A 22,085-nucleotide genomic window follows, 5' to 3' on the forward strand; every position below is an offset into this window, starting at 1 on the left:
AGGGGATTTAGAGAGCGTTGCGCGCGGCACTGACCGTCTGGTCGACAAGCGCGTCGAAGGAGATTTTCGCCGGGCGGCGCATATAGGTGACGATGTCGTCGGCCAGCAGCGGCTTCGACCATCGTTCGGCGATGATGGCGGACCCGCGCTGGATGGCGATCATGCTCAGAATCTGCGCGGCATTGCAGTCGACGTCGTGGCCAATGCCGCAGACGATTTCGAGCGTGCGGTCGAAATCGCCTTCGCCGAACCAGAGCGCAATCACCTGTGCGGCTGCATTCGGATAGACGTGAATCCAGTTATATTCGGCATATTCCACATCGCATTTCGTCCATGCGTCCTGCCAGTTGCCGGCAGAACGGCAGGCGTCGAGTGCGAAGGCCAGAACCGCGCCATATTCGGTGTCGGTTGAGAAAAGCGCTGCTGTCGAGACGAGCAATTCGCGCGCGTCACCAATTGCAAAGGCGCGCGCCGCCATGACAGCATTGAAGACTTCGCCCAAAATACCGTTTCCGGCATGGGAGATTTCGGCGTCCATCCAGGCGAGGCGGGCAGCTTCGCGGGCACGCCCCGGCACGACCATGCCGCAGATTGTGCCGCGCATCTGTGCGCCGATCCATTCATCGAACGGATTGTCGGAAGTGCCGGTTTCGGGCGCGGTGAGGCCGCGCCGCATATTGGAAAGCGCGATCGCCTCCGCCGACCAGCCAAGCGGGATCAGCGAGGTCCAGCGCTCGGCAATGTCCGCGCTGGTCACAGCAGAACCCTTGTCGCCGAAGGCTTCGAGAAATGCGATCTCGAAGGTGATGTCGTCATTATAGGTGTTTGGCTCGCGCACATAATCGCGGATCGGTCCGAAGACCTCGGCGATGTTTTCTGCCGTATAACCTTCGAGCGCCGTACCAGCCGCAGCGCCCACGAGCTGCGCCATCCAGGCGGCTGCGGTGCGGTCGCGGAAATCATCGGACTGGACAGCATAGAGCACATCGTCAGGCCATTGAACGGCAGCGTCGAATTCGTCCCACGACCCATAGCGCACCGTCTTTTGTGACGGATGGTCCGGATCGGGCCGTGCAGCGCGCATGAGGACACGCAGGCGCATATCGATGCGATACAGCGTTTCAAAGTCACCTTTTCCTAGTGCTGCCAGCCCGTCGCGAAGAAGCTCCTCATAGGGAGCAAGAACGAAGCCCTTGTTTTCCAGCGATTGCAGCGCACCGGCCATCAGACATTCAGGTGCTGCCGATCCCGGCACATTGCTTTTCCAGAACATGGCCATGAGATCGTCCTGCGCCTTCATGACGGCGCTTGCATCCCAGGTCTGTTCTTCCGCTGTGCGCACTACCGGTTTCGTGTCGCGCAGCAGATCGCGGGTCAATTCCCAAGCTTTCATTTCATTCTCATTTTTATGCATTTCAGGAGTTTTTCAGTTGCTTTGCGCGCCGCTGACGGCGCGCCGCGTGGATCGTCAGCACAACGACCGGGACGAGATAAGGGATCATCTGCATCAGTTCGAACGGCAGGCCGAGGCTCTGAAGCGTGATGGCGAAAGATTCAGCCGCCGCGAGAACCAGGCTTGCCACAAGCGTGCCCCATGCGGTTCCCTGCCCCATAACTTCGGCTGCAATCGCGATGAAACCGCGACCTGCAGTCATGTTCTGGGCAAACCATGTGACATAGCCGAGCGACAGATAGGCACCGGCTGCACCGCCGAAGAGACCGGACAGGACAAGCGCCATCATCTGCACCCGGCCTGTATGGATACCGGCGGCACGCGCCGATTTGGGATCAACGCCGGTGGCGCGCAGATGCAGGCCGAAGCGTGTGCGCATCATCAGGAGGCTGACCGCCGGGACAGCGAGAAGGGCGGCAAAGGTCAATATGTGGATATTGCCGATGAAAGGCACGGGAAGGCTTGGCAGAGCGCCGCTTTTCAACGCGCCCGACATGCCTTTGTCGCCCGTAGCAAGAAAAAGCCCGAGCGTCGTTGCCGCGGCAGCAGCGATGTTGAGTGCGATGCCGGTCATGATAAGGTCAGTGCCCAGCCGGTTGACCGAAAGCGACATCAGCCAACCAAGAGCTGCACCTGTGATGAGCGCGGCCAGCAGGCCGACAGCCGGACTTCCGGTGGCTGCACTGGCCAGAACGGCAATGAGCGCCGCCGACAGCATCATGCCTTCCATGCCGATATTGAGAACGCCTGCGCGGTCAGAAATCATCACGCCGAGTGCTGCCAGCAGCAATGGTGTTGCCACGCGCAGGATGGTGCCGATGAAGGATGGATCGAGAATTTGTGCGAGAACCATGCTCATGGTTGTACTCCGGCCTGCACTACCGCTTGTTCTCCTTCGCGATTGCGAAGGTTGCGGATCAGCCGCAATACGGTCGGATGATTGTGAATGACGCTTGCCGTTGCGCCCACCATGATGGCGGCGGTCACAAGCCCCACTACTTCGGTCGGGATGTTCATGTTGCGGGCCAGAAGATCGCCGCCGATCTGCACGAAACCGAGGAAAAGTGCGGACGGAATAAGCAGGAACGGATTTTCGCGCGCCAGAATGGCGACGACGAGGCCGGTCCAGCCATAGCCGGGCAGATCGAGCCAAGCGAAGCGGGCATGAAGGCCGAGCACTTCCAGCGCACCGGCCATGCCTGCCACCAGTCCGCCGACAATCTGGGCACGCATGATGATGCCCTTGAGCGGCAGGCCAAGATGATTGGCAAAGCCCGGACTGGAGCCTGCGATACGGATATTGAGGCCCGAGCGCGTCCAGTAAAGCCAGATGCCGCCAGCGATACAGGCCAGAATGGCAATGATCGAACCGCTGTTGAGACGCGTACCGGCGAGCAGACGGTCAAGTTTGGCATCCGGCGGAATCCTGAGCGACATCATCCCGCCCGCAGCCGGGTCGCGGATGACATAGTTGAGGACGAACAGGCCGAGAAACAGGAAGGCATAGTTCAGGACGAGCGACGTCACCATTTCCGATGCGCCGAAACGCAGCCGCAGCGCTGCCGGGATGGTGCAGGCGAAACTGCCCGCAACCGCACCGCACAAAATGGCGACCGGCAGCGAGAACCAGCCGAGCGAAGGGAGCAGAACAGCGCCCGCCACAGCGCCGAGCGCGCCGAGGAAGAAGCCGCTTTCCGCGCCGAGATTGAACAGGCCGGAGCGGAACATGATGGTGATCGCAAGGCCGGTCAGCATGATCGGCGTTGCCGCTTCCACCACATTGCCCATATGGCGAATGCTGCCGAATGGTCCGAGGAAAAACGTCTTGAGAACCCCGGTGGGATTGTCCTGCATCAGCGCCAGCGGCACCAGAAGCACGGCCATGATGACGGCGATGACAAGCACGGTCAGGAAGAATGGAATGAGATAGGAAATCAGTCTGCGCATTACGCTGCAACTCTCTGCTTGAGCATGATCTCATCCAAAAACCGCGTTACACTTTTTGGAATCATGCTCGTGTCCCCAGCATATAAGGTCCAAGGACAGCCGGTGTGATGTCTGGCCCGTTTTCCATAACGGCAACGATGCGTCCGTTAAAAAGAACGATGATGCGGTCGCTGAGGCGCAGCAATTCATCGAGATCGGCGCTGACCAGCAGCACGGCGCAGCCGCCCTGCGCCACTTCGTCGATACGGCGATGCAGGAAGGCTGCCGCCGAAACGTCGATGCCACGTGTTGGCTGGTCGGCGATCAGGAATTTCGGATTGGTGGCAAGTTCGCGCGCGGCGATGAGCTTTTGCGCATTGCCGCCGGAAAGGGAATCGAGCCGTTCGGTAATTGCGCCTGCGCGCACCGAATATTGCTTGATCATCCCGCTGACACGGGCCTTGATCGCATTCCAGCGCAGGAATGGCCCCCAGAAGATCTGCTTGTCGGAGGTAATCGATCCCGCGCTTGATCCAGTTCCGGCGATCGCGTTTTCAGCGAGAGACAGGCCGGGTGCGCCACCTTGCGAAAAGCGGTCGGCTGGCAGATGAGCGAGACCTTGTCTACGCCAGCTTGCCGTGTTGGCGCGCAGCATATCCTCACCGTTGAGACTGATCGTGCCGCTGGCCGCTTCGGCAAGGCCGGAAAGCACCGATACGAGGCCGCGCTGACCGCTGCCATCGACACCGGCGACGCCGACGATCTCGCCTGCACCGACGGTCAGGTTCACATCCTTGATGCGGTCTGCCGGGTCGGCTGCTTTTGTCGTAACGCCCTTCATGTCGAGAACGGTTTTCATTGCGCCGTGCTTGTGGGCGCGCTCCGGAATGTCGACCGCATGGCCCATCACCATCTGCATGATGGCATCGTCCGGCACGTCGGCAAGCTTTTCCGTGCCCGCAACCGCGCCCGCACGCAGCACGGTTACGCTTTCGGCCAGCTCGCGCACTTCGTTCAGCTTGTGGGAAATGAAGAGGATGGTAATGCCTTCGTCGCGCAGCGCCTTCAGCTTGCGCATCAGCTCCTCGATCTCCGGCGGAGAGAGAACAGCGGTCGGCTCGTCGAGGATCAGGAGCCTCGTGCGGCGCGCCAGCGCTTTCAGGATTTCAACCTTCTGCTGGGCGGCGACGGAAAGCGCGCCCGTGATCGCTTCGGGGTCAGCGTGCAGATCATATTGCTGCATCAGCGCTTCGACCATTTTGCGCGCGCTCACACGGTCGATCAGCCCTGCCTTCACCGGCTCATGGCCGAGAATGATGTTTTCGGTAACCGTCAGGGTCGGCACGAGCGAGAAATGCTGGTGCACCATGCCGATGCCTTGTGCCGCAGCATCTTCCGGCGACCAGGACGCAATGTGCTGTCCATCGACGATGATTTCGCCTGCCGTGGCATTTTCGATGCCGAACAGGATTTTCATGAGCGTGGATTTGCCCGCACCGTTCTCGCCGCAAATGGCGTGGATGGAGCCTGCGCGGATCGAAAAAGACACGTCGCGAAGCGCCTGCGTGCCGTTCGGATAGACCTTGCTCACATCGCGGAAGGCGACGATTGGGCGGAAGGCGACGATAGCATCGCCGCCTTCAATATTTTCAGCTGGATTTTCCACGATCAGGGACGAACCTTGTTGCGGATCGCGTTAAGATCCTCGGTGCTCATGCCGAATGCGGTCGGAACCGTGATCTTGCCTTCGGAAATCTCGTCGGAAGCCTTCTTGATGGCATCCTTCATTTCCTGCGTGGCCATGGAAGCCATGTTGCCGTCCTGCACGATGCCGACAGCGCCTTCCTTGAGGCCAAGCGCTTCCGCCTTGCCGAACGGCAGGTCGCCTGCCTTGAAACGTTCATAAGCTTGCAGAAGGCTGACATCGACATTCTTCAGAACGGAGCTGACGACCTGCTTGGCAATGGCCGGATCGCTATCCTTGAAGATCGCTTCCTGATCGGAATCGACGCCCAGAACATATTTGCCGGTTTCCTTGGCAGCCGAAAGCTGGCCGAGGCCGGTCTGCGAGGCGACGACGAAGCCGAGCGACACGTCGGAACGATACTGCGCGAGACCGAGTTCCTTACCCTTTGCGGCATCCATGAAGGATCCGGCATAGGAAATCGCGATCTTAGCATCAGGCATGACCGACTGCGCACCGGCAATGTAGCCGACGAGGAAGTCGTTGATGACCGGAATGTCCATGCCGCCGAGGAAGCCGAGATTTTTGCCTGTATCGCCGAGCTTGCCTTCCTTCAGGAGCGAAGCTGCCAGCATGCCGCCGAGATAGGAACCTTCGTTCTGCTTGTACTGGATGGAATAGACATTGTCGTAGCCGCCTTCTTCATAAGGCACGCTCGCATCATAGAGGATGTATTTCTTGTCGGGATATTGCTGGGCAACGGAACCGACGGTTTCCGACATCTGGTAGGTGCCGCCGATGATCAGGTCCCAGTCCTGTTCGGACGCATCGAGGAACACCGGCTCCCATTTCGTCGGATCGTCGCCGATTTCGAGAATCTTGGTCTCGACGTCGTCGCCATACTTGTCCTTGATCATCTTCATGCCCTTGGCAGCGCTGTCGAAGAACGACTTGTCGCCGAGCGCGCCATTGATGATGAGCAGGATCTTGTCCTGAGCCTGTGCCGCCGTGGTGGCAAACGTGCCCATCGCCGTCGATGCGGCGAGAGCAAAGGCAAGGTGGATTATTCCCCGTCTGGTGGATTTGATCACAACAGAACTCCAATACTGTAGCGTTATAGAGATGGATTTTCTGCTTTGGATAATTTGCCTCCGCCCACAGAACCCCCACACCTGACAGCGATCAAACGCTGACGGCGTGTGTGAGTCAATCGCCAAACTTTTTGCCCGCTGTGGACAAAGCAAGTCTGTTGCGCGCAACGAGGCTAAAGCTTTCGATTATTTCAATAAAGCCTGATTTGGATGCCGCAGTGTCGGGTCGAATGGATTGAGCTTTTGCGAGATGATTGCCGCTTCCTTGCGCAGCAGTTCCGTCACCGTCTGCTGGCGCTTTTCAGTGAGGCGCGCGGCAAGCGTGCCGATGCTGAGCGCTGCCACGGCTTCGCCGTCGCCGTTCAAAATTGGCACGCCGAGACCTGCCATGCCGTCGATCATGTTGAAGTTGAAGGTTGCCGCACCGCTCTTGCGCACTTCCTCGATCATGATGCGCAGGTCGACCTCGTCCACTGACGATTTGTCCAGAATGCGGGGCATGTTGAAGCGTATGATCGCCTCTCGCTCTTCTTCAGGCAGGAAGGAGAGGATGGCGAGGCTGCCCTGACCGATGCCGAGCGGCACTTTGCCGCCAATGTCGCCGGTAAAGGAGCGGATCGGAAACGGGCCTTCCACGCGGTCGAGGCAGACCGCATCGAAGTTGCTGCGCACCAGCAGGAAGACCGTATCGTTGAACGTGGTCGAAAGCCGCAGCAGTGACGGGCGCGCAATGCTCAATATGCCGTCGCGCTGGCGCGCCTGCGCCGCCATTGCGAAAAACTCCAGCGACAGGCGATAGGCTTTCTTGTCGGGAAGCTGTTCGACAAGATTTTCCGCAATCAGCGTCTTCAGCAGGCGATGGGTCGATGGCTGGCTGAGTTCGAGGTCCCGCGCCAGATCGATCAGCCGCACGCCATCCTCGGTGCTGGATGCCAGACCTTTCAAAATATGGATTGCCTTCACCAAACTTGAGTTAAGTGCGGCGCCGGATTTCGGATTCTCAGATATATCATCCATAAGATTGCTTCCAAATTCTGTATTTTGAAAGAAATATATAATTTCTTCCGGATATGGAAATTATAATTTGCATTCCTGCGGGATTTTCCGCCAACTGGAACCGTCGCCAATGGGAAGGTCCGGCAAGGTATTGCAACCAATGCTGTAAGCGGGTCGGCGGTTTTAACTTGACGCAATGGGGAACGCTGCGGCTGCGTTAGCGGCTGGATAATCACGCGTTCAAAAGACCCAAGGTCCGGTCAGCGCAGAAAATGCGCGATCAAGCCGCTCCCGCCAGCCAGCCCCGATGAAGAGGCGACGTGAGACAATATCACGGCGTTTCTGCTCCCTGTCATTCAGGAGGAGATTGGGCCGAGAGGGAGATGCAATGAGCTTTTTGACCCTTTCCGGAATTTCCCGCCACTACGGCAAGTTCGCGGCTGTCGACAATTTCAACTTGGCGATTGAAAAGGGCGAGTTCATTTCGCTTCTCGGTCCTTCTGGCTGCGGCAAGACCACGACCTTGCAGATGATCGCCGGGCTGGTGACGCCGACGGCAGGTTCCATCACGCTTGACGGACGTGAAATCACGCGTCTCGCTCCGGCCAAGCGTGAACTGGGCGTCGTTTTCCAGAGCTATGCACTCTTCCCGCATATGACGGTGGTGCAGAATGTGAGCTTCGGCCTCGAAATGCGCAAGGTGCCAAAGGCAGAGCGCGAAAAGCGCGTTCGCGACGTGCTGGAACTGGTGCATCTCAGCGCACTTGCCGATCGTTATCCGCGTGAAATGTCGGGCGGTCAGCGCCAGCGTGTGGCCATTGCCCGTGCGCTGGTCATCAATCCGCCGGTCTTGCTGCTCGACGAGCCGCTTTCCAATCTGGATGCGCAGCTGCGTGAAGAAATGCAGTTCGAGCTGCGCCGCATCCAGCGCACTGTCGGCATTACCACCATCATGGTCACGCACGATCAGGCCGAAGCGCTTTCGATCAGCGATCGCATCGTGGTTATGGAAAAGGGCGTCATCACACAGGTCGATGCGCCCTACAAGCTCTATGAGCATCCGCATAACCACTTCATTTCCAACTTCGTCGGCAAGTCGAACTTCCTGAAGGCGCGCGCTGAAGGCGATATGATCGCGCTGGCCGAAACGACAATCCGCTTCCCTGCAAATGGCAGACAGGTTTCCGGCGAGCTTTCCGTCTTCATCCGTCCTGAAAAGGTGCAGCTCGTTGCAGCGGGTGAGGGGCATGTCGCCGGTGAAGTGACGACGCGTTACTTCATGGGTGCGCAGTGGCTGCTCGGCGTGACAACGCCTGCGGGCCAGCTTTCGGTGGCCCTGCCTAATCTTGGCAACCCGCCGCCATCGGAAGGCACATCGGTCGGTCTCAGCTGGAACCATGAGGATTGCCGTATCCTCACCGCAGGGGTGAACTGAACATGTCGGCCGTCACCTCACAGGATACATCCGCCGCGCCCAAAGGGCAGCGCGATCTGACGCCGCTCTTTCTGGTCGGGCCGTCGACGCTTCTGTTCTTCGCGCTGGTGCTGCTGCCGCTCGGTCTCACCGTGCTGCTTTCATTCAACAGCTACAGCTATGACAAGGGCATCGAGAACGTCTACACGCTTGCCAATTATACGCAGGTTCTCAAAGACCCCTATTACCTTTCGATCTTCTGGCGCACGCTCAAGCTGGCGCTGATCACAACCGTCATCACGGTGCTGATCGGTGTGCCCGAGGCCTATATTCTTTCCAATATGCGCAAGCCATGGCGCTCGATCTTCCTTTTGGTCATCATCGGCCCGCTTCTGGTTTCGGTCGTGGTCCGCACATTTGGCTGGAGCATGTTGCTGGGGCGCAATGGCCTCGTGAACAGCGCGCTCGATATGGTCGGCCTGCCGACGACGCAAATCCTCTACAGCGAAACGGCGATCGTCATCGGTCTGGTGCATATCATGCTGCCATTCATGGTGATCCCGGTCTGGACCGTGCTGCAAAAGCTCGATCCGTCGGTGGAAGCCGCAGCGCTGACGCTCGGCGCATCGCGCCTGACAGCACTTCGCCGTGTGGTGTTTCCGCAGGCAGTGCTTGGCATCCTGTCGGGCAGCCTCATCGTGTTTGCGCTTTCGGCCAGCTCCTTTGCCATTCCGGGCCTGCTCGGCGGGCGTCGTCTCAAGATGGCGGCAACGGTTGTCTATGACGAGTTCCTGATCGAGCTGAACTGGCCGCTGGGTGCTGCCATCGCCATCATCGTTCTGGTCGCCAACCTCGTGATCATGATTGCCTATAATCGTCTGCTCGAAGGGCAGGCCAAGAAGAAGCTGGGATAGAGCCATGACAAAGAACGGTCCTTTCGCTCTTTTCTTCCACACGCTGATCGTCATCTTCATGCTGGCGCCGATGGTTGTGGTGTGTCTGGTGGCCTTCACGCCGGAAAACACGCTGACAATGCCGTGGAACGGCCTTTCACTGCGCTGGTTCGCTGCCGTGTTTGCGCACAATGATTTCATGACTTCGTTCTATAACAGTGTGCAGCTCGCCTTCTTCTCGGCATCCATTTCGACGCTTCTGGCCGTGCCATCGGGGCTCGCGATTGCGCAGTATAATTTCCGTGGTCGCGATGCGTTGAACGCGCTTTTCCTGTCGCCGCTCATCATCCCGCATCTGGTGTTGGGTGTGGCGTTCCTGCGTCTGTTCTCGCTGATGGGCTTTACCGGCTCCTTCGTCTGGCTGGTTGCGGCACATTCGATTGTCGTCACGCCCTATGCGCTGCGCCTTATCCTTGCTTCGCTTGGCAGCATGGATCGCAATGCGGAAAACGCGGCGCGCACGCTGGGCGCCGGTGAATGGACCGTGTTCCGTCGCGTCACCTTGCCATTGCTTGTGCCGGGTCTGTCGGGTGGCTGGCTGCTTGCCTTCATCAATTCGTTCGACGAACTCACCATGTCGATCTTCGTGACCTCGCCGTCCACGGTCACGCTGCCGGTCCGCATGTATATGTATGCCAGCGAATCCATCGACCCGATGATGGCAGCGGTGTCGGCCCTGATGATCCTCGTCGCCACCGTGACCATGATTATCATCGATCGCATGTTCGGCCTCGACCGGCTGCTGGTGGGCAAGGGCTGAGCAGGCAGATCATGACGATCCCGGTTTCCCCTTCGGCGGCTCAGTTCCGCAGACGGTATCGGCTGACTGAGCAGCCGATCAGCTTCTCGCTTGACGGCGTTTCCTTCGAGGGACGCCGTGGCGATACCGTGCTGACCGCCATTCTCTCCGTGCAGGGAAAGCTGCGTCATACCGAGTTTACCGGTGAGCCGCGGGCAGGCTTCTGCCTGATCGGCGCATGTCAGGATTGCCACGTCATGACGGCTGAGGGCCACAAGCTTCGTGCCTGCACCACGCTTCTGGAAGACGGCATGGCCTTTGTGACGGAGCCTGCCATATGAGTGCGGTTCTCAATCCGGTCATTGTGGGCGCTGGTCCTGCGGGCATTCGCGCCGCCGAAACGCTGGTCAAGGCGGGTCTCAAGCCTATCGTGCTCGACGAAGGTTTTCGTTCCGGTGGTCAGATCTATCGTCGCCCGCCGCTCGATGACGGGCGCAGCTATCGCAGCCGTTACGGGTCGGAAGCGCATAGGGCCGAAGCGCTGCACAAGACATTCGACGCGTTGCGTAGCGTAATCGACTATCGTCCGGAAACACTGGTCTGGAATATCACGCGCGGTGAGAGTGATCGTCTCGATCTGCTGACCAAGGGTATGCATAGCCAGCTGCCTTACAGCCATCTCATTCTGGCGACGGGTGCGACTGATCGGGTTCTGCCGTTCAAAGGCTGGACCAAGCCCGGCGTCTATACGCTTGGCGCGTCGCAGACCGCACTCAAGGCGCAAGGCTGCACGGTTGGCGAACGCGTGGTGTTCATGGGTTCGGGGCCGCTGCTTTATCTGGTCGCCTGGCAATATCATCATGCCGGTGCGAAGGTTGCAGCCGTGCTCGACACAGCGCCCTTCGCTTCAAAGTTTCATCTGGCACATCTGGCGCTCTATGCACCGCGCATTGTCGCTCTCGGCGCTTATTACGGCCTGCGACTGAAGCTTGGTGGCGTGCCGATCCATTATAATGTGCGACCAGATGAAGTTCTGGGCGAGGGCCATGTCGAAGCCATTCGCTATCGCACGGGCAAGCGTGTTCGCGAGGTTGAATGCGATGCGCTGGCCTATGGTTTTGCGCTGCGTCCCGAAACCCAGCTTGCCGATCTCGCCGGTTGCGAATTCCGCTTTGAAGAACGTGACCGCGCATGGCTTCCTGCTGCCGACAAGCTCGGCCGTTCAAGCCGCGAAGGTGTTTACGTGGCGGGCGATGGCGCGGGCATCGCGGGTGCGGATGCTGCTGAAATTCGTGGGTCATTGGCCGCGATGGCCTTGCTGCGCGACAGGAGCCTGCCGTTTGACGAAGGCACCGAACGCGGCCTTCTCGCAAAGCTCGATCATATCTATCGCGAGCGCCTGATCGTCGAAAAAGCTTTCCCGTTCCCGCGCGACTGGTTCGATACAATCGCAGGCGATGTCACGCTTTGCCGTTGCGAAGAAATCGCGGTGCGTGATGCCAAGGCGGTTATCGGCAAGGGTGATGCGCGCGAGATCAACCGGCTCAAGGCGCTTACCCGTGTGGGGATGGGGCGTTGTCAGGGGCGCATGTGTACCGCTGCCGCCGCAGAACTTCTGGCGTCGATGCAGGACAAGGCGCCCGCAGAAGCGGGCCGCATCCGCGCCCAGGCACCGGTCAAGCCGATCCCGCTTGGCTTTGGCGCTCCGGCCAGAGAAGGCGCTTCGTCATGACAAAGCATCTTCAGGCCGATGTGGTCATTATTGGCGGCGGGATTGTTGGCGGTTCGGCGGCGCTTTTCATGCGTCAGGCCGGGTTGTCGGTCATTCTGCTCGACAAGGGCTTTTGCGGGGCGCAGGCAAGCGGCGTGAATTATGGCGGCGTTCGCAGGCAGGGTCGGGCGCCGGAACAGCTGCCGCTCGCACAGCGTTCGCACGCATTGTGGGCGCGTCTGCCGGAACTTATCGGCATCGATGGCGAATATATCCGCAGCGGCCATTTGAAGCTTGCCCGCACGGAAGCGCATTTTGCGAAGCTTGAAGCCTATGCGGCTACAGTGCAGCCGCTTGGGCTCGATGTCGAGCTGATCGGTGGCAATGCCGTGCGAGAGCGTTTCCCATGGCTTCCGGGCAACGTCGCGGGTGCTTCGCTTTGTGCGGAAGATGGACATGCCAATCCGCGTCTGGTTTCACCTGCCTTTGCCCGCGCAGCACTTGCTGCCGGTGCCACGGTGCTGGAAAACACCCCGGTCATCGAAGCGCGTGAAACCGGCGATGGTTTTGCCATTCTGGCGGGAAACGGCATCGAAATCCGCTCGCGTCTCCTGTTCAATTGCGCCGGTGCATGGTCGGATCAGTTTGCGGCCTCGTTTGGCGAGCCGGTGCCGCTCCAGCGTATCTATCCGTCGATGGTTGTAACCGAGCCAATGCCGTTTCGCCTGCCGATGAGCCTTGGCGAAGAGGGTGGCGGCTTCTACGGCCGTCAGGTCACGCGCGGCAATTATGTCATGGGTGGCGGACGCGGCACGCCGCTTGAGAACCCGGATTTTTCGCGGCCTTCGGTCAATGCGGCTTCATCGGTGATGCTGCGCGCCATCGAACTTTTCCCGCATCTGAAAAACGCCCAGGTCATCCGCTTCTGGTCCGGCACTGAATCGGAAATGCCGGACGACAATCCGGTGATCGGGCCAAGCAGCCGGGTCAAAAATCTCTTTCACGCCTTCGGATTTTGCGGCGCCGGTTTCCAGACCGGCCCGGCTGTGGGCGCCGTTCTTTGCGATCTCGCCGTTAAAGGCGAGACGGAAACACCGATCGATGCATTCCGCATCGACCGGTTCGATAAAAACTCAAACCACAAAGGGGAGTAGCATGAAAACTCAATTCACTAACAAGGCCATCACCAAGTCCGCCCTGTTGGCGCTCGGCCTGTCGGTCGCCTTTGCTTCCGCCGCATCGGCTGAAACCAAGACGCTCTATATCGGCATGAATGGCGGCAATATGGAGAAGGCCTATACCGAGCACGTTCTGCCGGAATTCGAGAAAGCCAATGACGTGAAGGTCGTTGTCGTGCCGGGCACCTCGGCGGATATTCTCGCCAAGGCAACCGCGCAGAAAGACAATCCGCAGATGCATGTCATGCTGCTCGACGACGGCGTCATGGTGCGCGCGATCAGTTCCGGCCTGTGCCAGAAGATTTCGGATGATCCGGTTCTGGCTGACATTCAGCCTGCCGCACGCCTCAAGGACGACATGGCCATCGGCATCGATATGGGCATGACCGGCATTGCCTATAACAAGAAGCTTTTCGACGAAAAGGGCTGGGCAGCACCGACCTCGTGGATGGACTTTGCCGACGAAAAATATGCGAACGCCGTCGTGTTCCAGTCGGCTTCCGCTTCGACTTTCGGCCTCCATGCCTTCCTGATGTTCAACCGCATTCAGGGCGGTGATGAAAAGAACCTCGAGCCGGGCTTCGAAAAATTCCCGGGCACAATCGGCAAGAACGTTCTGGAATACATTCCGTCATCGGCCAAGATTTCGGAAATGGTGCAGACCGGCGAGGCAGCGATCTTCCCGCTGACGCCGACGGGCGTCAACAATCTGAAGGCCAAGGGCATTCCGGTTGAATATGCACAGCCGAAGGAAGGCTCTGTCGTCCTCGCCGTGACCGAATGCGTGCTCGCAGGCAACAACGAACCGGAACTGAGCCAGAAGCTTGCTCACTATCTGCTTTCCGCCGATGCGCAGAGCAAGGCGCTCGACCATGGCAACCTCATTCCGTCGAACCAGAAGGCGAAGGCCGGTACGCCCGATGCGCAAGCCAAGCTCGACGCTTTCAACGGTTACATGAAGACAGCCAATACGCTCGACTGGGATGCCGTCAATGAAGGTCGCCAGCAGCTCAACAGCCGCTGGAACCGCACCATCGAAAAGTAAGATCAATATATGATCTGAGAAGCTCGCCTCGGGAAACCGGGGCGGGCTTTTTGCTGGAAAGCCGCTTACGCATCGCCCGCTGATATTGTAGCTTGCCCGCAAATCATCCGGGCAAATCGATGGATCGGGGCAAGCGTGAAAAAAGCGGCAGCATTCGCATTCCTTGGAATTCTGGTGGCGGCACCTGCACTTGCCGAAGATAATTGGAAAGCCGTCGAGGAAATCAAGACCTACGCCATTGCCGGGAAAACCGGTCCTGAACTTTATGAATCCATCGGCGAGCGTGGCCCGAAGATCGGCGGCGGCAAAACCCGTGTCATAGCCCATACCAGCTATGTGCTGACCTGGGACCGGGAGTTCGACCGCTCCAACAATGCCTGCACGATCCTGTCCGCCACGCCGAAGCTGAAGATCACCTATACGCTGCCGAGGCCCTCGCAGAAGCTCAATTCCCCGGTGAAAGAACACTGGGAAACTTTCTCCGAAGGCATCCGCAAGCATGAGCTTGTGCATGGCGACCATGCCAAGGACATGACGCGCGAGATCGTGCGCCGGACCGTTGGCCTGTCGGTTCCAAACGATCCGAAATGCCAGAAAATCCGCAAGGTGCTGATCAAGGAAATCACCGATATGGTGGATGTCCAGCGTGCTCAGGGCCGCGCCTTCGACAAGGTCGAGATGGGCAATGGGGGCAATGTCCATCAGCTTATTCTGGCGCTGGTGAACGGTGGCTGATTTTTCGTCAATAGCCTGTGCTTCGCACAGAAATCCGCTCTTTTGAACCAGATGGAACATTTCTGATATCCTTGTAATAAAGGCTTTCATGCGTTTGTTCAAACAGAACCGATTGACTTCCTAACCAGTTAGTACATTTTAGAGAGATGGCGCAGCTGACCGATGCGATTCCGTTCTGAAGCGGGATGGCTGAGGAGGATGGATTGCTGGTCACGATGAGGCACATGCCGGAGACCGGATTGGTTTTCTGGCAGGGCTTTCGTTGCGATGGTCGGCCCGGAATCGGTCAAGGACTGTGGGGAAAGCGATGTTTCGCCTCGGGATGTATGGGACATCCTGCCGGTGATGCCGCGTCGCTTTCACCCGAAACCCGAAAAGGGGCGGCAGTCTTTAAGTAATGCGCCGGGAGGAGGAACATGAAAGCTTTAGTCGATTTCTATTTTACCGCGGCGCGGTTCGCCATTGCCTGCCTTCTTGGTTGCATGGTCGTGCTCGTGTTCGGCAATGTGGTGCTGCGCTATGCCTTCAATCAGGGCATAACGGTTTCAGAAGAACTGTCGCGCATCTTCTTCATCTGGCTCACCTTTCTTGGCGCAGTGGTCGCCATGCGCGACCATGCGCATCTGGGCGTGGATTCGCTGGTGCGCCGCCTGTCGCCTACGGGCGCGCGCATTGCGCTGGTCGCCGGCCATATCATGATGTTCGGCGCGACATGGCTGGTTCTTTCGGGAAGCTGGACGCAGACACTCATCAATATTCCGACGCTGGCCCCGGCGACAGGCATGTCGATGGGCTGGTTTTATGGCGCAGGGCTGGCCTTTGCAGTCCCCGCACTCCTGATCATTGCGTGGAACGGTTTCGGCATCGCAACCGGGCGGATCGATGTCGCCGGGACGCATTTCGTGACGGATAGCGAGGAGCATGTCACGCCCGTCTCGACCGATGAAAATCGCAAGTAGGGCGCGCCGACCATGACCTTGCTCATCTTTCTTGCCGCCCTTCTGGTTCCGATGGCGCTTGGCGTCCCTGTTGCCTTCGCGCTCATCATCAGCGGTGCGGCGCTGATGATGTATATGGATTTGTTCGACGCCCAGATCGTGGCGCAGAACGTGCTGAACGGCGCAGACAGTTTTCCGCTGATGGCCGTTCCGTTCTTCCTGCTTGCCGGGGAAGTCATGAATGCGGGCGGCCTTTCGCGCCGCATCGTCAATCTGGCGCTGGTCATGGTGGGGCATGTGCGCGGCGGTCTCGGTTTCGTCGCGATCTTTGCAGCCTGTGTGATCGCAAGCCTTTCGGGTTCGGCGGTTGCCGATGCGGCAGCGCTCGGCGCATTGCTGTTTCCGATGATGCGCAATGCCGGACACGAGCCGGGTCGCGCCGCCGGGCTGATCGCCTCGGCATCGATCATCGCCCCGGTCATCCCGCCCTCTATCGGTTTCATCCTGTTTGGCGTGGTCGGCGGCGTTTCGATCACCAAACTGTTCCTGGCGGGGATTTTCCCCGGCCTGATGATTGCCGTTGCGCTGTGCGTGACCTGGTTCATTCTCGCGCGTCGCGAACAGTTCGAACTGCCGAAGAAAGCTGAACCCGGTGCACGGATGCGGGCTTTCCTCGACAGTATCTGGGCCTTGATGCTGCCGGTCATCATCATTGTCGGCCTTCGCTTCGGTGTGTTCACGCCGACGGAAGCGGGCGTGGTTGCCGCTGTCTATTCGCTGTTCGTCGCAACCGTGATCTATCGGGAATTGCCGCTTTCAAGGCTCTATCCGGCAATGGTCGATGCAGCGAAAACGACCGCCGTGGTGATGTTCCTCGTTGCCAGCGCCAGCGTTTCGGCCTGGATGATTACGGTTGCCGATGTGCCGGGTGAACTGGCCGAACTTGTGCGGCCTTTGATGGATAACCAGACGCTGCTGCTGCTTGCTATCATGCTCTTGGTTGTTCTCGTCGGCATGGCCATGGACATGACCCCGACAATCCTGATCCTGACGCCGGTGCTGATGCCGATCATCAAGGAGGCGGGCATCGATCCGGTCTATTTCGGTGTGCTGTTCATCATCAACAATTCCATCGGCCTCATCACCCCGCCTGTCGGCACGGTGCTGAATGTGGTGTGCGGCGTCGCGCGCCTGCCGTTTGAGAAGGTGATGACGGGCGTGCTGCCGTTTCTGATTGCGCAGCTGGTGGTGCTTTTCCTGATGGTACTGTTCCCGCAACTGGTGACGGTCCCGATGAACTGGTTCCATTAAATCAGAGCATGTCTCCCGAAAGTGGAAACCGGTTTCGGGAGACATGCGTAAAAACAGAGACAGAATTTTTGAGTGGGAGGAAGACATGAAGAAAATACTGAAGACAATGGCACTGGGCGTGGTGCTGCCGCTGGCACTGATGACGACCACCGCCATGGCTGAAATCCGTTCGCAGACGATCAAGTTTGCTGCCGCCAACAGCAAGGGCCATCCGCAGGTCACGGGCATGGAGAAATTTGCCGAGCTGGTGAAGGAAAAGAGCGGCGGGCAGATCAATGTGAAACTGTTCCCCGGCGGTGTTCTGGGCAGCGATCCGCAGACGCTTTCCGGCTTGCAGGGCGGCGTCGTGGAAATGACGGTGATGAATGCGGGCATCCTGTCCAGCACCGTCAAGGCATTCGAAGCGGTTGATTTGCCATTCCTGTTCAACAGCGGCGAGGAAGCCGACAAGGTCATGGATGGCCCCTTCGGTACCAATCTGATGAAACGCCTGCCCGATACGGGTCTGATCGGGCTTGCCTATTGGGAACTCGGTTTCCGCAATCTGACCAACAACCGTCATCCGGTCGCAAAGCTGGAGGATATTGCCGGGCTGAAGATCCGCACCCTGCAATCGCCGGTTCCGGTTGCCCTGTTCAATGCACTTGGCGCCAATGCGGTGCCGCTGCCCTATACCGAGCTTTATACGGCGCTTGAAACCGGTACGGTGGATGGGCAGGAAAATCCCAATGCCAACATCATCAATGCCAAATTCTATGAAGTGCAGAAATATCTGACGCTGACCCGCCACCAGTATAATCCGCAGATCGTCATGATCAGCAAGAAGTTCTGGGATCGCCTCAACGATGAGGAAAAAGCGGTGATCGAGCAGGCCGCTGTCGAGGCGCGCGATTATCAGCGCAAGGTTTCGCGCGAGCAGGATGCGACGGCGCTGGACGAGATCAAGAAGACCGGCATGCAGGTTACCGAGCTTACACCGGAAGAAACCACGCGCCTGCGCGATGCGGTAAAGCCGATCATCGACAAGTTTACCGCCGAAATCGGTGCAGAAACGGTCGATGAACTCTTTGCCGAATTGAAGAAGGTACGCGGCGAAAACTAAAACAGTACGGCTGAATATCTTGCCGATACTGAACTAGATGGTTCCGGGCCGATTTGTCCGGAACCAACAGTGGACTCCGGTCTGGCCGGAGACAGGAGTGTGACATGAGGACTTCGATAGCAACCGTCTCCATCAGCGGCGATCTCCAGCAGAAACTGGGGGCCATCGCCAAAGCCGGTTTCGACGGGGTTGAGATTTTCGAGAACGATTTTCTCACCTTTGACGAAAGCCCGCGTCAGGTGGGCCAGATGGCGCGCGACCTTGGCCTGGAGATCACACTTTTCCAGCCATTCCGTGATTTTGAAGGTATGCCGGAGCCTTTGCGCAGCCGCACTTTCGATCGGGCGGAACGCAAGTTCGACCTCATGCAGGAGCTGGGCACCGATCTCGTTCTGGTCTGCTCCAACGTGTCGCCAGCTGCCATTGGTGGCATCGACCGCGCGGCGGACGATTTTCGCGAGCTTGGCGAAAGAGCGGCACGGCGCAATCTGCGCGTCGGTTATGAGGCCCTCGCCTGGGGTCGCCATATCAGCGACCATCGCGATGCATGGGAGATCGTGCGCCGCGCCGATCATCCCAATGTCGGCCTTATCCTCGACAGTTTTCATACTCTGGCGCGCAAGATCGACGTGAACTCGATCCGCTCCATTCCGAAGGACAAGCTTTTCATCATCCAGATGGCCGACGCGCCACTGATCGATATGGATCTGCTTTACTGGAGCCGCCATTATCGCAACATGCCGGGCGAGGGTGACCTGCCGGTGCTGGATTTCATGCGTGCGGTGGCTGCGACCGGCTATGACGGTTATTTCTCTCTCGAAATCTTCAACGACCAGTTCCGTGGCGGATCGCCAGCCACCATCGCCGCCGATGGACGCCGCTCGCTGATCTATCTTGGCGATCAGGTTCGCCGGGTCGAGCCGGACAACAAGCTGACGGTTGCTGCCATGCCGCCCCGCGCAAAGGTGCACCGTGTCGGCTTTGTCGAGTTTGCCACCCATGCCGATGATGCCGAACGGCTGGTTTCCGCAGTTGGTGCGTTGGGCTTCAAACTCGCTGGCAGGCATCGCACGAAGGACGTTGCGCTCTACCGGCAGGGCGACATCAACCTCGTCATCAATACGGATACGCGCGGCTTCGCCAGCTCGGCCTATGCAGTACACGGCACTGCTGCTTATGCCATGGGGCTTGTCGTGGACGATGCGGCTGAGGCCCATGCCCGCGCAGTGGCCATGGGCGCGGAAAGTTTTGAGCAACCGCTCGATCCGGGCGAAATCGGTATGCCCGCCATTCGTGGCGTTGGCGGCGGGCTGGTCTATTTCCTCGATGAGAAGACCGATCTCAGCCGTATCTTTGATATCGAGTTCGAGCCGGTCGCAGGCAATGATACAGGGACCAGTGTCGGTCTCACCCATATCGATCACGTTGCCCAGACGATGAAGTTCGATGAACTTTTGACCTGGCTGCTTTTCTATACTTCGCTCACGGAATCGCGGAAGTCGCCCATGGTCGACATCGTCGATCCGGGCGGCGTCGTGCGCAGTCAGGTGGTGGAAAACGACGAGGGAACGCTGCGCATCACGCTCAACGGCGCGGAAAACCGTCGCACGCTGGCCGGTCGCTTCATTGCCGAGACCTTCGGGTCGGGCATCCAGCATCTGGCCTTTGCGACGGACGATATCTTTGCGACGGCTGCGGCTTTGCGCGACAACGGCTTCCATACGCTGGAAATCTCGCCGAATTATTACGACGATCTGGAAGCACGTCTCGGTCTCGATCCGGAATTCACCGACCGGCTCAAGGCCGCGAACGTGCTTTATGATCGCGACGAGAGCGGGGAATATTTCCAGCTTTACAGCCCGACCGACGATCAGGGCTTCTTTTTCGAAGTCGTGCAGAGGCGAGGCTACAAGGGATATGGCGCAGCCAATGCGATCTTCCGCATTGCGGCGCTGCGGCGATACATGCGTCCGGCGGGCATGCCAAAAAGTGCTGTGGCACTCTGAACGCTGAAGGGGGAGGACTATGGCAAAGGCACTCGCCAAGGCGCAGCCGCGCAAGAACGATCCTGACGCAACGCGCGAGAATATTCTCGATGTCGCAGCGCGGGAGTTCGTGGCATCGGGTTTCTCCGGCGCGCGCGTGGATGAAATCGCGGCGCAGACCCGCACGTCCAAGCGCATGATCTACTATTACTTCGGCAGCAAGGATGGGCTTTATCTCGCCGTTCTGGAACGGGCCTATGGCAAGATACGCACGCTTGAAAGCTCACTGTCGCTTGACGATCAGGACCCGGAATCCGCCATGCGCAGTCTGGTGGAAAGCACTTTCGACCATGACGATGCCAATCCGGATTTCGTGCGGCTCGTTGCGGTGGAAAATATTCACCGCGCCGAACATATGGAACGCTCCGATGTTCTGTCGCGCCAGAATGTAACCATTCTGGAAACGATCGAGAAAATCCTTGAGCGCGGGCGCGAGCAGGGCATCTTTCAACGGCGCATTTCAGCGCTCGACCTTCACATGCTGATCAGTGCGCAATGCTTCTTCCGTGTGTCCAACAGACATACGTTCGGCGCGATTTTCGGCACCGATCTGATGGCCTCCGACGTGAAGGCACGGCATCGCCGCCTGATCAGCGATACGATCATCGCTCTTTTGAAAAGCCCGGAATAACGAGGATCGACATGTCGTCCGATCCTGCGGAGATGAGAATTGATAAGTGAAGTGACCAAACGTCGTGTGCATGTGGGTCTGATCGGCGCAAATATTCAACGTTCGCTTTCGCCGGCAATGCATATGCGGGAAGGCGAGGCCGCCGGGCTGGCCTATCGCTACGACATTATTGACATCGCCGAGAACGGGCGTTCGGAACGCGATCTGCCAGCCCTTGTCGCGGAGGCTGACGCTGCAGGATTTGCCGGGCTCAATATCACCCATCCCTGCAAGCAGGCTGCGGTGGCGCTGGTCGATGAACTTTCGCCCCATGCCTTGGCCCTGCAATCAATCAACACGGTGGTGTTTTCCGACGGCAGGCGCATCGGTCACAATACCGACTGGTGGGGCTACGCTGAAGGGTTTCGCCGCGGCCTGCCGGATGCATCGTTGGAGCGTGTCGTGTTGCTCGGTGCAGGCGGGGCGGGCGTTGCCGTTGCCTATGCGCTGGCGGAAATGGGTGCACGGGAGGTCCACATCTTCGACCTCGATGCCGCGAAGGTCGATGCGGTAATTGGCAAGCTTGTTTCGGTACAGCCGCAATGCAGTTTCATTGCCGGGGCCGATCTGGAGGAGACACTGGCACAGGCCTCGGGTCTGGTCCATGCAACGCCAACGGGCATGGACGCGCATCCGGGTCTGCCGCTTGCGCCTGAGCTGGTGCAGCCGCACCTCTGGGTTTCGGACATTGTTTATTTCCCTCTGCAGACGGCGCTTGTCCGGCTTGCCAGGGAGCGCGGATGCCGCGTGCTCGACGGCGGCGGCATGGCTGTGTTTCAGGCGGTCGGCGCGTTTGAACTCTTCAGTGGCATCAAGGCCGAGCCGGACCGAATGCTCGCCCATTTCGCGCAGTTGCAGGCGCGGAGCTAGTCTGTTCCCAGTTTGTCATTTCAATAGGCGCGTCGGAAACCGACGCGCCTTTTTCCGTTCAGAAATTTTCTGGAATTGATGACGCGTCGTTCCAAGATCGTTCATTAAAAATATTCGGATTGTTGACAATATTTCGAACGCATGTTTAGCTTGAATATCCTTTCTCCGCCAAATGAGGGAAAGGTAAAGCTAAGTAAGGGGAACTAAAATGATCAATAGACGCG

Annotated in this window: 20 protein-coding genes; 14 read left to right on the forward strand and 6 right to left on the reverse strand. The window is 58.7% G+C overall.

Annotated elements, in window-relative coordinates; genetic code table 11:
- Positions 1–7: 7 nt before the first annotated feature.
- The 6 genes from ABDF71_RS19680 to ABDF71_RS19705 form a co-directional block, all read right to left on the reverse strand.
- Complete coding sequence (locus ABDF71_RS19680; RefSeq protein WP_235916986.1) at positions 8–1,393, reverse strand: ADP-ribosylglycohydrolase family protein; 1,386 nt, start codon at positions 1,391–1,393, stop codon at positions 8–10.
- A gap of 22 nt (positions 1,394–1,415) precedes the next feature.
- On the reverse strand, positions 1,416–2,312 hold the full coding sequence (locus ABDF71_RS19685; RefSeq protein ID WP_012093707.1) for an ABC transporter permease: 897 nt from the start codon (positions 2,310–2,312) through the stop codon (positions 1,416–1,418).
- A complete protein-coding gene (locus tag ABDF71_RS19690) occupies positions 2,309–3,400 on the reverse strand; it encodes an ABC transporter permease (protein WP_094515460.1) in 1,092 nt (363 codons plus the stop codon). The genes ABDF71_RS19685 and ABDF71_RS19690 overlap by 4 nt, the downstream gene beginning before the upstream one ends.
- A 61-nt stretch (positions 3,401–3,461) precedes the next feature.
- Positions 3,462–5,045, reverse strand: coding sequence for an ABC transporter ATP-binding protein (locus ABDF71_RS19695; protein ID WP_258124647.1), 1,584 nt, complete (start codon positions 5,043–5,045; stop codon positions 3,462–3,464).
- A 2-nt stretch (positions 5,046–5,047) separates the two neighbouring features.
- On the reverse strand, positions 5,048–6,154 hold the full coding sequence (locus tag ABDF71_RS19700; RefSeq protein WP_010660552.1) for a BMP family ABC transporter substrate-binding protein: 1,107 nt from the start codon (positions 6,152–6,154) through the stop codon (positions 5,048–5,050).
- 186 nt (positions 6,155–6,340) lie between these two features.
- Positions 6,341–7,171 (reverse strand): IclR family transcriptional regulator, encoded by an 831-nt coding sequence (locus ABDF71_RS19705; protein ID WP_010660553.1) that lies wholly within the window; start codon positions 7,169–7,171, stop codon positions 6,341–6,343.
- A 367-nt stretch (positions 7,172–7,538) separates the two neighbouring features.
- On the opposite strand from ABDF71_RS19705, the gene ABDF71_RS19710 reads away from it, so the two are divergent.
- The 14 genes from ABDF71_RS19710 (at position 7,539) to ABDF71_RS19775 (ending at position 21,861) form a co-directional block, all read left to right on the forward strand.
- On the forward strand, positions 7,539–8,585 hold the full coding sequence (locus tag ABDF71_RS19710; RefSeq protein ID WP_258124648.1) for an ABC transporter ATP-binding protein: 1,047 nt from the start codon (positions 7,539–7,541) through the stop codon (positions 8,583–8,585).
- Between the two features lie 2 nt (positions 8,586–8,587).
- Positions 8,588–9,478 carry an ABC transporter permease gene (locus ABDF71_RS19715; RefSeq protein ID WP_010660555.1) on the forward strand — a complete coding sequence of 297 codons (891 nt, stop codon included), beginning with the start codon at positions 8,588–8,590 and terminating at the stop codon, positions 9,476–9,478.
- A gap of 4 nt (positions 9,479–9,482) precedes the next feature.
- Complete coding sequence (locus tag ABDF71_RS19720) at positions 9,483–10,277, forward strand: ABC transporter permease (protein ID WP_010660556.1); 795 nt, start codon at positions 9,483–9,485, stop codon at positions 10,275–10,277.
- A gap of 11 nt (positions 10,278–10,288) precedes the next feature.
- Positions 10,289–10,597 carry a (2Fe-2S)-binding protein gene (locus ABDF71_RS19725; protein WP_036588165.1) on the forward strand — a complete coding sequence of 103 codons (309 nt, stop codon included), beginning with the start codon at positions 10,289–10,291 and terminating at the stop codon, positions 10,595–10,597.
- Positions 10,594–11,988: an FAD/NAD(P)-dependent oxidoreductase gene (locus tag ABDF71_RS19730; protein WP_258124649.1), complete on the forward strand. Its 1,395-nt coding sequence runs from the start codon at positions 10,594–10,596 to the stop codon at positions 11,986–11,988. Before ABDF71_RS19725 ends, ABDF71_RS19730 begins: the two co-directional genes overlap by 4 nt.
- The gene (locus ABDF71_RS19735; RefSeq protein ID WP_029928677.1) at positions 11,985–13,121 is read left to right on the forward strand and encodes an NAD(P)/FAD-dependent oxidoreductase; all 1,137 of its coding nucleotides are present in this window, start codon (positions 11,985–11,987) and stop codon (positions 13,119–13,121) included. Before ABDF71_RS19730 ends, ABDF71_RS19735 begins: the two co-directional genes overlap by 4 nt.
- A 1-nt stretch (position 13,122) precedes the next feature.
- Positions 13,123–14,190: an ABC transporter substrate-binding protein gene (locus ABDF71_RS19740; protein ID WP_010660560.1), complete on the forward strand. Its 1,068-nt coding sequence runs from the start codon at positions 13,123–13,125 to the stop codon at positions 14,188–14,190.
- Positions 14,191–14,325: 135 nt separating this feature from the next.
- Positions 14,326–14,925, forward strand: a complete 600-nt coding sequence (locus ABDF71_RS19745) for a DUF922 domain-containing Zn-dependent protease (protein ID WP_151665167.1) — start codon at positions 14,326–14,328, stop codon at positions 14,923–14,925.
- A gap of 416 nt (positions 14,926–15,341) precedes the next feature.
- Positions 15,342–15,884 (forward strand): TRAP transporter small permease, encoded by a 543-nt coding sequence (locus ABDF71_RS19750; protein WP_010660562.1) that lies wholly within the window; start codon positions 15,342–15,344, stop codon positions 15,882–15,884.
- Between the two features lie 12 nt (positions 15,885–15,896).
- Entirely contained in the window at positions 15,897–17,174 is a 1,278-nt protein-coding gene (locus tag ABDF71_RS19755) for a TRAP transporter large permease subunit (RefSeq protein WP_258124651.1), read from the forward strand.
- A gap of 85 nt (positions 17,175–17,259) precedes the next feature.
- Positions 17,260–18,276 carry a TRAP transporter substrate-binding protein gene (locus ABDF71_RS19760; RefSeq protein WP_010660564.1) on the forward strand — a complete coding sequence of 339 codons (1,017 nt, stop codon included), beginning with the start codon at positions 17,260–17,262 and terminating at the stop codon, positions 18,274–18,276.
- A 104-nt stretch (positions 18,277–18,380) separates the two neighbouring features.
- A complete protein-coding gene (locus tag ABDF71_RS19765) occupies positions 18,381–20,282 on the forward strand; it encodes a bifunctional sugar phosphate isomerase/epimerase/4-hydroxyphenylpyruvate dioxygenase family protein (protein WP_258124652.1) in 1,902 nt (633 codons plus the stop codon).
- 19 nt (positions 20,283–20,301) lie between these two features.
- Positions 20,302–20,952: a TetR/AcrR family transcriptional regulator gene (locus ABDF71_RS19770; RefSeq protein WP_010660566.1), complete on the forward strand. Its 651-nt coding sequence runs from the start codon at positions 20,302–20,304 to the stop codon at positions 20,950–20,952.
- A 39-nt stretch (positions 20,953–20,991) separates the two neighbouring features.
- Positions 20,992–21,861, forward strand: a complete 870-nt coding sequence (locus ABDF71_RS19775) for a shikimate dehydrogenase (RefSeq protein WP_258124653.1) — start codon at positions 20,992–20,994, stop codon at positions 21,859–21,861.
- The last annotated feature ends 224 nt before the right edge of the window (positions 21,862–22,085 follow it).

This window comes from Ochrobactrum sp. WV_118_8, from assembly GCF_039631535.1.
Taxonomy (GTDB): Bacteria; Pseudomonadota; Alphaproteobacteria; order Rhizobiales; family Rhizobiaceae; genus Brucella; species Brucella anthropi.

Coding starts and splice junctions, on each gene's coding strand:
- ABDF71_RS19760 (WP_010660564.1), top strand. CDS start 17,260: ATGAAGAAAATACTGAAGACAATGGCACTGGGCGTGGTGCTGCCGCTG.
- ABDF71_RS19750 (WP_010660562.1), top strand. CDS start 15,342: ATGAAAGCTTTAGTCGATTTCTATTTTACCGCGGCGCGGTTCGCCATT.
- ABDF71_RS19755 (WP_258124651.1), top strand. CDS start 15,897: ATGACCTTGCTCATCTTTCTTGCCGCCCTTCTGGTTCCGATGGCGCTT.
- ABDF71_RS19720 (WP_010660556.1), top strand. CDS start 9,483: ATGACAAAGAACGGTCCTTTCGCTCTTTTCTTCCACACGCTGATCGTC.
- ABDF71_RS19735 (WP_029928677.1), top strand. CDS start 11,985: ATGACAAAGCATCTTCAGGCCGATGTGGTCATTATTGGCGGCGGGATT.
- ABDF71_RS19685 (WP_012093707.1), bottom strand. CDS start 2,312: ATGAGCATGGTTCTCGCACAAATTCTCGATCCATCCTTCATCGGCACC.
- ABDF71_RS19770 (WP_010660566.1), top strand. CDS start 20,302: ATGGCAAAGGCACTCGCCAAGGCGCAGCCGCGCAAGAACGATCCTGAC.
- ABDF71_RS19705 (WP_010660553.1), bottom strand. CDS start 7,171: ATGGATGATATATCTGAGAATCCGAAATCCGGCGCCGCACTTAACTCA.
- ABDF71_RS19730 (WP_258124649.1), top strand. CDS start 10,594: ATGAGTGCGGTTCTCAATCCGGTCATTGTGGGCGCTGGTCCTGCGGGC.
- ABDF71_RS19680 (WP_235916986.1), bottom strand. CDS start 1,393: ATGAAAGCTTGGGAATTGACCCGCGATCTGCTGCGCGACACGAAACCG.
- ABDF71_RS19690 (WP_094515460.1), bottom strand. CDS start 3,400: ATGCGCAGACTGATTTCCTATCTCATTCCATTCTTCCTGACCGTGCTT.
- ABDF71_RS19715 (WP_010660555.1), top strand. CDS start 8,588: ATGTCGGCCGTCACCTCACAGGATACATCCGCCGCGCCCAAAGGGCAG.
- ABDF71_RS19740 (WP_010660560.1), top strand. CDS start 13,123: ATGAAAACTCAATTCACTAACAAGGCCATCACCAAGTCCGCCCTGTTG.
- ABDF71_RS19710 (WP_258124648.1), top strand. CDS start 7,539: ATGAGCTTTTTGACCCTTTCCGGAATTTCCCGCCACTACGGCAAGTTC.
- ABDF71_RS19725 (WP_036588165.1), top strand. CDS start 10,289: ATGACGATCCCGGTTTCCCCTTCGGCGGCTCAGTTCCGCAGACGGTAT.
- ABDF71_RS19765 (WP_258124652.1), top strand. CDS start 18,381: ATGAGGACTTCGATAGCAACCGTCTCCATCAGCGGCGATCTCCAGCAG.